General features: G+C 61.4%; 13 protein-coding genes. All 13 read left to right on the top strand.

The window, feature by feature from the left end; translation table 11 throughout:
* The first annotated feature begins 114 nt into the window (after positions 1-114).
* The 13 genes from FJ934_RS02070 to fabZ all read left to right on the top strand — a co-directional run bounded on the left by FJ934_RS02070 (position 115) and on the right by fabZ (position 12700).
* Positions 115-945 carry a cell envelope integrity EipB family protein gene (locus tag FJ934_RS02070; RefSeq protein ID WP_140606994.1) on the top strand — a complete coding sequence of 277 codons (831 nt, stop codon included), beginning with the start codon at positions 115-117 and terminating at the stop codon, positions 943-945.
* Between the two features lie 31 nt (positions 946-976).
* Entirely contained in the window at positions 977-1255 is a 279-nt protein-coding gene (locus tag FJ934_RS02065) for a DUF4031 domain-containing protein (protein WP_140606993.1), read from the top strand.
* Positions 1252-1863 (top strand): LysE family translocator, encoded by a 612-nt coding sequence (locus tag FJ934_RS02060; RefSeq protein WP_140606992.1) that lies wholly within the window; start codon positions 1252-1254, stop codon positions 1861-1863. Before FJ934_RS02065 ends, FJ934_RS02060 begins: the two co-directional genes overlap by 4 nt.
* A 178-nt stretch (positions 1864-2041) precedes the next feature.
* Positions 2042-2824: a 30S ribosomal protein S2 gene (gene rpsB, locus FJ934_RS02055; protein ID WP_140606991.1), complete on the top strand. Its 783-nt coding sequence runs from the start codon at positions 2042-2044 to the stop codon at positions 2822-2824.
* 109 nt (positions 2825-2933) lie between these two features.
* On the top strand, positions 2934-3854 hold the full coding sequence (gene tsf, locus FJ934_RS02050; RefSeq protein ID WP_140606990.1) for a translation elongation factor Ts: 921 nt from the start codon (positions 2934-2936) through the stop codon (positions 3852-3854).
* Between the two features lie 456 nt (positions 3855-4310).
* Positions 4311-5033 (top strand): UMP kinase, encoded by a 723-nt coding sequence (gene pyrH, locus FJ934_RS02040; protein ID WP_140606988.1) that lies wholly within the window; start codon positions 4311-4313, stop codon positions 5031-5033.
* 109 nt (positions 5034-5142) lie between these two features.
* On the top strand, positions 5143-5697 hold the full coding sequence (gene frr / locus FJ934_RS02035) for a ribosome recycling factor (protein WP_140606987.1): 555 nt from the start codon (positions 5143-5145) through the stop codon (positions 5695-5697).
* A gap of 32 nt (positions 5698-5729) precedes the next feature.
* Positions 5730-6464: an isoprenyl transferase gene (locus FJ934_RS02030; protein ID WP_140606986.1), complete on the top strand. Its 735-nt coding sequence runs from the start codon at positions 5730-5732 to the stop codon at positions 6462-6464.
* The gene (locus FJ934_RS02025) at positions 6461-7276 is read left to right on the top strand and encodes a phosphatidate cytidylyltransferase (protein ID WP_140606985.1); all 816 of its coding nucleotides are present in this window, start codon (positions 6461-6463) and stop codon (positions 7274-7276) included. The genes FJ934_RS02030 and FJ934_RS02025 overlap by 4 nt, the downstream gene beginning before the upstream one ends.
* Before the next feature lie 97 nt (positions 7277-7373).
* The gene (rseP, locus tag FJ934_RS02020) at positions 7374-8516 is read left to right on the top strand and encodes an RIP metalloprotease RseP (RefSeq protein WP_140606984.1); all 1143 of its coding nucleotides are present in this window, start codon (positions 7374-7376) and stop codon (positions 8514-8516) included.
* Positions 8517-8733: 217 nt separating this feature from the next.
* Positions 8734-11109: an outer membrane protein assembly factor BamA gene (bamA, locus tag FJ934_RS02015; RefSeq protein ID WP_140606983.1), complete on the top strand. Its 2376-nt coding sequence runs from the start codon at positions 8734-8736 to the stop codon at positions 11107-11109.
* Positions 11110-11184: 75 nt separating this feature from the next.
* Positions 11185-12240 (top strand): UDP-3-O-(3-hydroxymyristoyl)glucosamine N-acyltransferase, encoded by a 1056-nt coding sequence (gene lpxD, locus FJ934_RS02010; RefSeq protein WP_140606982.1) that lies wholly within the window; start codon positions 11185-11187, stop codon positions 12238-12240.
* Positions 12233-12700, top strand: a complete 468-nt coding sequence (gene fabZ / locus FJ934_RS02005) for a 3-hydroxyacyl-ACP dehydratase FabZ (protein ID WP_140606981.1) — start codon at positions 12233-12235, stop codon at positions 12698-12700. The genes lpxD and fabZ overlap by 8 nt, the downstream gene beginning before the upstream one ends.

Here is a 12700-nt window from a genome sequence, read left to right as displayed (position 1 = left end):
GCCGCGCTGGCCGGGCCGAAATTGCTATTTTTGCCTCGCTTCCGCCACGACTTTTTTTAAGCTGGACCATCTTTCCCTGCGGCCTGCCACCAGCCGCGACGATCGGAGTACCTCATGCGCGCAACGCGCCTCGCATTCAACGCCGTTTTTTTGTCGGCGGTCTTCTCGATGGGCCCCGCCTTTGCCGTGCCGGCGTTGCAGGCGCACCGCGCCGTGTACGACCTTACCCTCAACAAGGCCTCCGACCGCTCCGGCATTACAGGCATATCCGGGCGCATGGTCTATGAATTCAACGGTTCGGCTTGCGAAGGCTATACGGTGAAATTCCGTTTCGTCACCCAGATCGTCACCAACGACAACACCAGACTGACCGACCAGCAGACGACGACGTTCGAGGACGCCGAAGGCAAGACCTTTTCGTTCGTGACCAAATCCTTTGTCGACCAGAATCTCGACAAAGAGGTCAAGGGTATGGCCACGAAAAATGCCAAGGGGTTGAAAGTCGATATCGACAAGCCCGAGAAGAACAGCCTGGAGCTAGCCACCACCCAGTTTCCGACCCAGCATCTGGTCGAACTGATCGGCAAGGCCGAGAAGGGCGAAAACTTCTACCAGACAAACCTGTTCGACGGTTCGGAAGATGCCAACAAGGTGATGACGACCACCGTCGTCGTCGGCAAGAAGACCGATGCCGACAAGGCCGATCCCGAGGCGCCGGCGCTGGCGAAGCTCGCCACCGACAAATACTGGCCGGTCGACATCGCCTATTTCGACGACAGCGCCCAGAACGGCGAAGAGGTGCCGGAATACCGGATCAGCTTCAAGCTGCACGAAAACGGCATCACCCGCGATCTCGTCATGGATTATGGCGATTTCTCGATGACCGGCAAACTGGTCAACCTGTCGCTGTTCGACCAGACAAAGCCCTGCCCGGTGTCGAAGTAGCAGCGCAATTGAGCTGGCCGCGGCGGGCTTGATGGCGGTCTATGTCGATGCGGCGATCTGGAAGTGGGCCGGTCATCTCTGGTGCCACCTCCTGGCTGATGATACCGACGAGTTGCATCGCTTTGCCGCCGAGCTCGGCATCAAGCGCTCGTCCTACCAGGGCCCGCCCAAGACATCGGCACCGCATTATGACATAACCGGCTTCGAGCGCGACCGGGCGGTGCGGCTCGGCGCCGTCGAATGCAGCCGCGAGCAGATCGTCGCAATCTTCCGGCGCGTGCGTGTGGCCAACGGAAAGGCCAAGTCATGACCCCAACGGCATTCCTGGCTTATTGCGCCGCGATTACGCTGGCCGCCGCGACGCCAGGTCCGGCGATGTTCGCGGTCATCACCAATGGTGTGTCGCGCGGTTTCCGTCGCGCCTTCATGGCCGGCGTCGGCGTCGCCGCCGGCGATGCCGTGCTGGTCACCCTCGCACTGCTCGGGCTGGTGGCGCTGGCCCAGACCTTCGAATGGGTCTTTCTTCTGCTGAAATATGCAGGCGCCGCCTATCTGATCTATCTCGGGATCCGGATGTGGCGTGCCGCAGCCGCGCAGCCGGATAAACCGCAGGCGACTGAAGCAAGGTTGTCGCGATCGTTCCTGCTCGGCGCGTCCATTGCGCTCGGCAATCCAAAGGCGATCCTCTTTCACGCCTCGATCATGCCGCTGATCCTCAACCTCGATACGATGACCTTTTTCGATGGCCTGCTCGTGGTGGCCGTCGTCATCAGCGTCAATGTCGTTACCATGGGGATCTATGCCGCCCTGGCGGGCCGAGCATCGGGCTGGTTCACGACGCCCAGGCGCATGCGGCTGATGAACAGGTTCGCCGGCAGCGCCATGATCGGTACCGGAGCGCTGATTGCCGCACGCTGAGCGCTGAGGCGCCACAACGCTTGCGTTTGTCGCGCTTCCCCTCTATATGCCCGCTCATTCCACACACGGACTTTGGTGTCTGCCCGGGAGAAATCCGGCTGAAACCTCCGGTGGCGTTCGAGGACTGAGGTCCAAAAATGCCTGTGTCCGTGGAGGCTAACCGGAAAGGAAAATGAGAATGGCACTGCCTGATTTCAGCATGCGCCAGCTTTTGGAAGCTGGCATTCACTTCGGCCACCAGACCCATCGCTGGAACCCGAAGATGGCGCCCTACATTTATGGCGCCCGCAACAACATCCACATCATCGACCTGTCGCAGACGGTGCCGTTGCTGCACCAGGCGCTTAAGCAGGTTTCGGACACCGTCGCCAAGGGCGGCCGCGTGCTGTTCGTCGGCACCAAGCGCCAGGCGTCTGATATCGTCGCCGATGCGGCGCAGCGTTCGGCACAGTACTATGTCAATTCGCGTTGGCTCGGCGGCATGCTGACCAACTGGAAGACGATCTCGAACTCGATCCAGCGCCTGCGCAAGCTCGACGAGATGCTTGCCGGCGAGGCGCAAGGGTTGACCAAGAAGGAACGCCTGAACCTCGATCGCGAGCGCGAGAAGCTCGACAAGGCGCTGGGCGGCATCAAGGACATGGGCTCGACGCCCGACCTGATGTTCGTGATCGACACCAACAAGGAAGCGATCGCCATTCTCGAGGCCAAGCGCCTCGGCATTCCGGTCGTCGCGATCATCGATTCGAACTGCGACCCGGACAAGATCGACTTCCCGATCCCCGGCAATGACGACGCGGCCCGCGCCATCCAGCTTTATTGCGATCTGATCGCCAAGGCTGCGATCGACGGCATCGCCCGTCAGCAGGGCGCGCTCGGCGTCGACATCGGCGCTTCGGTTGAAGCCCCGGTCGAACCGGCGCTCGATCCGGCTCCGGCGTCGGAAGCTCCCAAAGCTTGATAGTCGAAGGCCGGTTGCGGCCTTCATCTTTCTCATATTTTGGCACGCTAAACAGACGCACCATCGAATGCCGATGGTGCGTCGGTGCATTTAAAACAAAGAGGCGACAATGAGCATTTCGGCTGCACAGGTCAAAGAACTCCGCGACTTGACCGGCGCGGGCATGATGGACTGCAAGGCGGCGTTGAACGAGACCAACGGCAACATGGAAGAGGCCGTCGACTGGCTGCGCAAGAAGGGTATCTCCAAGGCCGACAAGAAGGCCGGCCGTACCGCTGCCGAAGGCCTGATCGGCGTCGACAATGGGGTGCGCGAGGCTGCGGTCGTCGAGGTCAATTCCGAGACCGACTTCGTTGCCCGCAATGCCGCCTTCCAGGAAATCGTCGCCAACGTCGCCAAGGTGGCGCTTGCCTACGGCACGACCGAGGCGGTCGCGGCCGCCCAATATCCGGGTTCGGACAAGTCGGTCACCGACACGATCAAGGACGCGGTCGGCACCATCGGTGAGAACATGGGCTTCCGCCGCTCGGCCAAGCTCACCGTGCCGCATGGCGCGGTGGCGACCTATGTGCACAACGCGGTTGCCGACGGCCTCGGCAAGCTCGGCGTGCTGGTCGCGATCGAGACCACCGGCAATGAGCACGCCGCCAACGCCTTTGGCCGTCAGGTCGCCATGCATGTCGCTGCCACCAACCCGATGGCGCTGACGGCAGAGCAGATCGATCCGGCCGCGGTGGAACGTGAAAAGGCGATCTTCTCCGACCAGGCGCGCCAGTCGGGCAAGCCGGAGGCGATCATCGAGAAGATGGTCGAAGGCCGCCTGCGTAAGTTCTACGAGGAAGTCGTGCTCCTGAAGCAGGCCTTCGTGCTCAATCCCGACATCACCGTCGAGAAGGCGCTGAAGGATGCCGAGAAGGAAATCGGCGCCCCGGCCAAGATCACGGCCTATCTGCGCTTCGCGCTCGGCGAAGGCATCGAAAAGGAAGAGACGGATTTCGCGGCGGAAGTCGCGGCGGCGGTCAAGAAGTAAGCCGCTTACCGCCATATCCCGAAAGCGGTTTTCCGGCCTGGCGTCCGCAGGGATGTCAGGCCGATTTCTTGCGCGATGTCGATAAAGGCCCGCAGTTTCGGTGCCCGATATAGGCGGGGAGACAGACGATCACGGCGTGAAAGGGTGGCGCCAGCCGGACCGTGACCATGTCCTGCGCGATCATTTTCTGCTTCGGTTCACAGTCCAGGTCAGGGTCGCCGGAGGCGTCGTGACCGGCGACAAGCCTCTCTGCCATTCGCCGCCCGTGGTGGTCGAGGGCCGGGCCGCCAGCCTCAGCAGCAACTCATCCAGAAAGCCTGAAATTTTGCACAACGGCGCGGCGTGACATCGCTGCGCCCTTCGTGTATCCGATCAACCCGCCATGACAGAACCGCCGGGTGAAGCAAGGGCCTTTCGCCTCCGGAACCTGCCGCGCCGAGATTTTCGAGGAACCAGATGACGGTGAAGCCCCTCTACCGACGTGTCTTGCTGAAAGCCTCGGGTGAAGCGTTGATGGGCGAGCAGCATTTCGGCATCGACGTTTCGGTCGTGGATCGCATTGCCGCCGACATCGCGGAGGCCCGCGCGCTGGGCATCGAGGTCGGTGTCGTCATCGGCGGCGGCAATATCTTTCGAGGTGTGGCCGTCGCCTCCAAGGGCGGAGATCGCGTCACCGGCGATCACATGGGCATGCTGGCCACGGTCATCAACTCGCTGGCGCTGCGCACGTCGCTGAACAAGATCGGTGTCGACGCCGTCGTGCTGTCCGCGATCGCCATGCCCGAGCTGTGCGAGAGCTTTTCGCAGCGCCAGGCGACCGCCTACATGAATCAGGGCAAGGTGGTGATCTTCGCCGGTGGCACCGGCAATCCGTTCTTCACCACTGATTCGGCCGCGGCACTTCGCGCCGCCGAAATCGGTGCCGATGCACTGTTCAAGGGCACGCAGGTCGATGGTGTCTATTCGGCAGATCCGAAAAAGGACCCGAATGCGACGCGTTTCGAGCGCATCAGTCACGCTGAAGTCATAAAGCGCGGCCTTTCCATCATGGATACGGCTGCGATTGCACTTGCGCGCGAAAACAACATTCCGATAATCGTCTATTCGATCCACGAAAAAGGTGGTTTCGGCGATATTCTGAGGGGCGGCGGCCGCTGCACGGTCGTCGCGGATGATTGATCCGGGCCTGATCCCTAAAAAGGGAAACCGGCTTTTCGAGAATCAGGCTCGCACATGGGGCGTTGCCCCGAAGCAGTGAACCCGCGGCAGACGGGTCGAGGAGACTAAGATGAGTGGTGAGTACGACGACCTCAAGAGGCGCATGGATGGGGCGATCGCCGCGTTTAAGCATGATCTGGCTTCGCTGCGGACCGGTCGCGCCTCCAGCAATCTGCTCGATGCTATCCAGGTTCAGGCCTACGGCACCACCATGCCGATCAATCAGGTGGCCAACGTCACCGTGCCGGAACCACGTATGATCTCGGTGTCCATCTGGGACAAATCGATGGTCGGCGCGGTCGACCGCGCCATCCGTGAATCCAATCTGGGCTTCAACCCGATCGTCGACGGCACCAATCTCAGGATTCCGCTGCCGGAGCTCAACGAACAGCGCCGCAAGGAACTGGTCAAGATCTCGCATGGCTATGCCGAGAACGCCCGCGTCGCTGCACGCCATGTGCGCCGCGACGGCATGGACTTCCTGAAGAAGGCCGAGAAGGACGGCGCGATCAGCGAGGACGATCATCGCAAGCGTTCGGATCAGGTCCAGAAGCTTACCGATGAAACGATCAGCACCATCGATCATCTGCTTTCCGACAAGGAAGCTGAAATCATGCAGGTTTAGGGTTGGGCTTCGGCTGACCCGAAAGCGAGATCATGACAACGCCCGCGCATGTCGCGATCATCATGGATGGAAATGGACGCTGGGCCAAGGCGCGCGGCATGCCGAGGCTCGCGGGTCATCGCGCCGGCGTCGAGGCGCTACGCAAGACGGTGCGCGCGGCACCGGCTCTCGGCATCTCATTCCTGACCGTCTATGCCTTCTCGTCGGAGAACTGGTCGCGGCCCAAGTCCGAAGTCAGTGACCTAATGGGGTTGTTGAAACTGTTCATCCGCCGGGATCTGGCCGAACTGCACCAGAGCGGCGTGCGGGTCAGGATCATCGGCGACAGGGCAGGGCTGCAGCCGGACATCAGAGGCCTGCTCGAAGAGGCCGAATCGCTGACAATCCGGAACACGTCGCTGACGCTGGTCATCGCCTTCAACTATGGCGGACGCGATGAGATCGTGCGCACGGCGCGCAAGCTCGCCGAAGCCGTCGGGCGGGGTGAGTTGGACAGCGAGGCGATCACCGCCGACAGCTTTGCCGCCTCTCTCGACACACAGGGCATCCCCGATCCCGAACTGGTCATCCGCACCAGCGGCGAGCTTCGCCTTTCCAACTTCCTCCTATGGCAGGCTGCCTATAGCGAGCTCGTCTTCCTGCCGTGCTACTGGCCGGACTTCAGCCGCGAGCACCTGGCAGAAGCCCTGCGCGAATTTGCCGGCCGCGAACGCCGTTTCGGCGGACTGGACCCGCAAGACGTCGCATCGCGACCGGCCGCGGGATGAGCAATCTTCAGCTCCGCGTCATTTCAGCGGTCGTGCTTGCCATCGTTGCCCTTGGCCTGACCTGGCTGGGTGGCCTGCCTTTCCGGCTGCTGTGTGCCGTCATGTCGGCGATGATCTTTTACGAGTGGACGCGCATGTCGCGGCCCGCTGGGGCCAAGCGGCTCGGCTTCCTGCCCGAGATGCTGACCGTCGTTTTCATCGGTGCCTTGATTGCCGGCCTTCCCGCATTCTGGCTGCTGTCCCTCGTCTTGTTTCTGATTGCGGTGACAGCGATTGCCGCTCTGGTTCGCGAGACCGGGCAGTGGGAGGCGAGCGGCCTTGCCTATGCCAGCGTGTCCGGCCTGTCGCTTGCCTTGCTGCGCAATGGCGATCATTCGGGTCTTGTCGCCATCCTGTTCCTGTTCGCGGTCGTCTGGGCGACCGACATTTTTGCCTATTTCGTCGGGCGCGCCGTCGGCGGTCCGAAATTGGCGCCGTCGATATCACCCGGCAAAACGCGCAGCGGCGCGCTTGGCGGCGCGGTTGGCGGTGTTGTCGCGGGGCTCATTCTGGCCGCTATTGCCGGTGCCGGCAATCTGGCCTTGCTTGGCGTGGTGGCGCTCGTGCTTTCGATTGTCGCCCAGGCCGGCGACCTATTCGAATCCTGGGTCAAACGGCGTCACGGACGCAAGGATTCGGGCGTGCTCATTCCAGGCCATGGCGGCGTCATGGACCGCGTCGACGGGCTTGTCGCGGCGGCTCTCGCCCTATACGTCATCGGCTGGATGGCGGCGGGCGCCGATCATCCGGCGCAGGGGCTGTTTCCCATTTGACCTTGTCGTTTCACGATCTGGTGCGGATACGCCTTGGATTCGCCTGGATTGATGTCACAGTCACGCCTCAACGGCGGAAGAATTTTGAGGGCATGACTTGAACGGGATTCTTCACGCGATTTTCAGTACGGAAGGTTTCTTCCTCGGCACGCTCGTGCCGTTTCTCTTCGTGCTGACCGTGGTGGTGTTCGTCCACGAAATGGGCCACTACCTTGTCGGCCGCTGGTGCGGCATTGGCGTCAGGGCCTTTTCGATCGGCTTCGGTCCCGAACTCATAGGCTTCAACGACAGGCATGGCACGCGCTGGAAGCTTTGCGCCATACCGCTTGGCGGCTATGTCAAATTTGTCGGCGACATGAGCGCCACCTCCAGCCAGCCGACATCGCAAGAACTCGAAACATTGACCGACGAGGAGCGCAAGGTTGCCTTCCACACCCAAGCGATCTGGAAGCGCGCGGCGACGGTGGCGGCCGGGCCTCTGTTCAATTTCCTGCTGACGATCGTCGTCTTTGCCGTGCTGTTTGCCGCTTATGGGCGTTATGTCGCGGAGCCCATGGTGGCCGAAGTTACCGCCGACAGTCCGGCGGCGAAGGCCGGCATCATGCCCGGCGACCGATTCGTCAGCGTTGATGGCAGCAAGGTCGAGACCTTCGGCGACGTCCAGCGGCTGGTCTCGGGCCGTGCCGGCGACACCATCACCTTCGTCATGCTGCGCGACGGCAAGGAAGTCACGGTGACCGCGACCCCGAAGTTGATGGAGCAGGAAGACGCGCTCGGCAACAAGATCAAGGTTGCGGTGATCGGCGTCGTCAACAACAAGGAACTCGGCCAGCCCCGTCTCATCACCTATACCCCGGTGGGAGCGGTTGCGGCGGCAGTCGAGGAAACAGGCCATGTCATCGAGCGCACGGGCCAGTTTTTGCAGCGCTTCGCCGTCGGACGCGAGGACAAGTGTCAATTGGGTGGTCCCGTCAAGATCGCCGACATGGCCGGCAGGGCGGCCAAATTGGGTTTCGAGTGGCTGGTGCAGCTTGTCGCGCTGCTGTCCGTCGGGATAGGCATTCTAAACCTTTTGCCGATTCCCCCCCTCGACGGAGGCCATCTCTTGTTCTACGGGGTGGAGGCCGTCATCCGCCGGCCGGTGTCGGAACGGATGATGGAAATGGCCTATCGGGCCGGTCTGCTTCTGGTCTTGTGCTTCATGGGTTTCGTATTCTGGAACGATCTGTTTGGGTGCTGAAATCATGAAGAAATTTGGCTTTGGCATGGTCGATGTTGAGACGCCGTTTACCATGCACGGGGATATGAGTGACGCGAAAGCCACGCAGCAGGGTTAAGTAAATACAAATTAACCAGAAGCCTTGCGTGTAGGGAAAATCCGGTTAATACGGTAGGGGAAATTACCGCACGTCCGGTTTTCTCGCCGTGGGGACTACGAGAAAAGGTTATTAAGCCCGATGAAGGCAGCATCCAAGTTTTTGAACGCCGCGTCAGCGGCGGCACTGTCCGCCGCTTTGGTTGTGCCAGGCGCGCTCGCAGTGCAATTCGTTGCCACATCGGCGGCTGAAGCCGCTGTCGTCAGCAGGGTGGAGGTCAGCGGCAACCAGCGTGTCGACGCCGATACGATTCGCAATTACATCACCATCAAGCCGGGCAAGGCCTTCTCGAGTTCCGACATCGACGCCGCGGTCAAGGCGCTGTTCGGCACCGGGCTATTCTCGGACGTGCGGATCAACCAAGTCGGCTCGACACTGGTGGTCAAGGTTTCCGAATACAAGGTCGTCAACCAGGTGCTGTTCCAGGGCAACAAGAAGCTCAAGGACAATGCACTCCAGGCCGCGGTCCAACTGAAGCCGCGCGGCACCTTCTCGCAGGCGACGCTGGATTCGGACGTCGAGGCGGTCAAGGCCGCCTACAGGCGCATCGGCCGTGACGATGCCGGCGTGACCACGCAGGTCATGGAGCTCGGCGACAACCGCGTGAACGTGGTGTTCCACATCACCGAAGGCGACCGCACGCAGATCGCGGCGATCAATTTTGTCGGCAATAGCGCTTATTCGAGCCGCCGCCTGTCGGACGTAATCAACACCAAGCGCTCGTCCTGGGTTTCGTTCATCCTACGTGACGACGTTTATGACGAGGACAAGCTGCGCGCCGACCAGGAACTGCTGCGCCGCTTCTATTACAATCACGGCTATGCCGATTTCCAGGTCGTGTCCGCTGTCGGCGAACTCGACAGCGCGACGAACAAGTACACGGTTACTATCACCGTCCAGGAAGGCGAGCGTTACACGTTCGGCGATATCAGCGTCGAAAGCACCATCCCGGAAGTGGACTCGAAAGCGCTTGAATCGGTGGTCGAGACCCACAAGGGCGATGTCTACAGCGCCAAGGACGTCGAAGACACCATCGTAGCGCTCACCGAGAAGGTGGCCGGTTCGGGCTATGCCTTCGCGCAGGTGACGCCACGCGGCGATCGCAACTTCGAGAACCATACGATTTCGGTCGTTTATACGATCGACCAAGGGACCAAGGCCTATATCGAGCGCATCGAAATCCGCGGCAACGATCGCACGCGCGACTATGTCATTCGCCGCGAGTTTGACGTCAGCGAAGGCGATGCGTTCAACCAGGTACTCATCCAGCGGGCGAAGAAGCGCCTGGAAGACCTGAATTATTTTGACAAAGTCGAAATCTCGACGGTGCCCGGTTCGCAGCCCGACCAGGTTGTGCTGGTGGTCGACGTGGTCGAGAAATCGACGGGCGAATTCTCGGTTGGCGCCGGTTATTCGACTGGCGGTGACACGGCCGGCCCGTCGGTCGAAGGATCGATCACCGAGCGCAACTTCCTCGGCCGTGGCCAGTACATAAAGCTGTCGGCGGGTGGCGGCAGGCATTCGCGCGACTACAGCCTCTCGTTCACCGAACCGTATTTCCTCGGGCGGCGCATCGCCGCCGGCTTCGACATCTACAAGTCGACGCGGCAATACAACGGCAATTACGACAGCGATACCACGGGTGCGACCGTGCGCTTTGGCCTGCCGATTACCAACAGCATTACGACCCAACTGGCCTACAATATCGCGCAAGAGAAATATTCGGTGGATGACAGTTGCGGTCCCACGAGTCCAGGAGACCCTGATGGCACTTGCACCATTTCTCCAGCTATCCTTGATGGCATAGAGCAGAGTCCCTGGATCAAGTCGTCGGTCAGCCTGGGGCTGGTCTACAACACCATCGACGATATGAAGAACCCGCATGAGGGTATCTATGCCAATACGACCGTCGAGGTCGCGGGACTTGGCGGCGATGCCAAGTTCGTGAAGGTAACCGGGCGCGGGAGCATCTACCAGACGCTTTCCGAGCAACTCGACCTCGTAGGCTTGGTTTCGGGTGGCGCCGGTCATGTCGAAGGTTACGGCGGTGGTGATCTGCGCATTTTCGATCACTTCCAAAGCAATGACCGCATGATTCGGGGCTTTGCCTATGGCGGCATTGGCCCCGTTGACTCTGCCGGCGTAGGTGACCATCTCGGCGGCACGACCTACTTCAACGCGTCGGCCGAGGCCCAGTTCCCGCTGCCGGTCGTTCCCGAGAGCTTCGGTCTGCGCGGCGCCGTGTTCGCCGATGCGGCGACGCTCTATGGCAGCAAGATTGCCCCCGGGCTGGTCGATCAGGCCTCTACGGACATGAAGGTGCGCGCCTCGGTCGGCGTTGGCCTGATGTGGGCCTCGCCGTTCGGCCCGATCCGTATCGACTATGCGATCCCGGTCAAGAAGGAAGCGACCGACGATGTGCAGGAATTCAACTTCGGCATATCGACCCGCTTCTGATCGGCGGCCAACGATGCTCCCGGGTTTTTCGGATCCGGGAGAAATGTTCCGACCTAGCTGGATATAGCTTCTGGAATGACCGATCCGGTGTTCTTCGCGCCATCACGCCGGTATACGGCGGCCGAAGTCGCGAATCTGACCGGCTCGGTGCTTGTCGATTCCGGCCAATCCGACGTTTCGATCGAAGCACTGGCACCAGCCAGCGAGGGCGGAGCGAATGCGCTCGTCTTCGTGGACGGCAGGCGTAATTCCGCGCTGATGCCATCGCTGCGGGCCGCGGCGGTGCTATGTCCAGCCGAATTCGCCAACAAGGCGCCGGTCGGCATCGCTGTGCTGATCCACCCGCGACCGCAGCAGGCATTCGCGCTGGTCGGGCGACTGCTGTTCCCCACGGCCGCCACGCCAGGGCCAATGACCGGCGAAACCGGCGTTTCGCCGCATGCCCATGTCGATCCAACCGCGCATGTCGAAGCCGGCGTGATCATCGAGGCCGGCGCGGTCGTTGGGCCGGGCGTCTCGATCGGCAGCGGCACCGTGATCGCGCCCAACGCCGTCATCGGGCAATCCTGCCAGATCGGACGTAACGGCTATGTTGGCCCAGGCGCGAGTATCCAATATGCGCTGATCGGCAACCGGGTCATCATCCATGGCGGGGCCAGGATCGGCCAGGATGGCTTTGGCTTCGTCGGCGGCGCCAAGGGGCCGGAACGTGTTCCCCAGATCGGTCGGGTGGTCATCCAGGACGATGTCGAGATCGGCTCCAATTCCACTGTCGATCGCGGCGCCATGTCGGATACGATTATCGGTCAGGGCACCAAGATCGACAATCTCGTGCAGATCGCCCATAACGTCCGCATCGGTCGCAATTGCATAGTCGCCGGGCTTTCAGGTATTTCCGGTTCCGTGGTCGTGGGTGACAATGTCACCATGGGCGGCGGCGTCGGACTTGCGGATCATCTGACCATCGGCACGGGAGCCAAGCTTGCCGCCAGAAGTGGATTTATGAGCAATGTTCCTGCCGGCGAGATCTGGGGCGGCTATCCGGCGCAGCCGATGGCGGAAGCGATGCGAGAGATAGCCATGTTGCGCACAATGGCCAGGGCACGCAAGCAGGGCAAGGACAATGGCTGACATGGTGGCGGCGACGACGCTGGAAGCGGTCGACATAATGGGGCTGATGAAGCTTCTGCCGCATCGTTATCCATTCCTGATGATCGACCGCATTGTCGACATCGATGGCGATGAATCCGCCATCGGCATCAAGAACGTCACCATCAACGAGCCACATTTTCAGGGCCATTTCCCCGAGCAGCCGGTGATGCCGGGCGTGCTGATTGTCGAGGCAATGGCGCAGACGGCCGGCGCCATCTGCATCCGCAGCCTTGGGGCGTCGAAGCCATCGCTGGTCTATTTCCTGACCATCGACAACGCCAAATTCCGCAAACCGGTCGTTCCCGGCGACCAGTTGAAGATCCACGTCAAGAAAATCAAGAAGCGCGGCAACCTGCTCAAATTCGCCTGTGAAGCCATGGTCGAGGGCACCAAGGCGGCCGAGGCCGAGATTTCAGCCATGATGGTCACCGGCGACTGA

It is taken from the genome of Mesorhizobium sp. B2-4-12, from assembly GCF_006441575.1.
Classification (GTDB): Bacteria; Pseudomonadota; Alphaproteobacteria; order Rhizobiales; family Rhizobiaceae; genus Mesorhizobium.
Note: the sequence above shows the minus strand (reverse complement) of the source record. Positions and strands in the feature narration are given on the sequence as shown.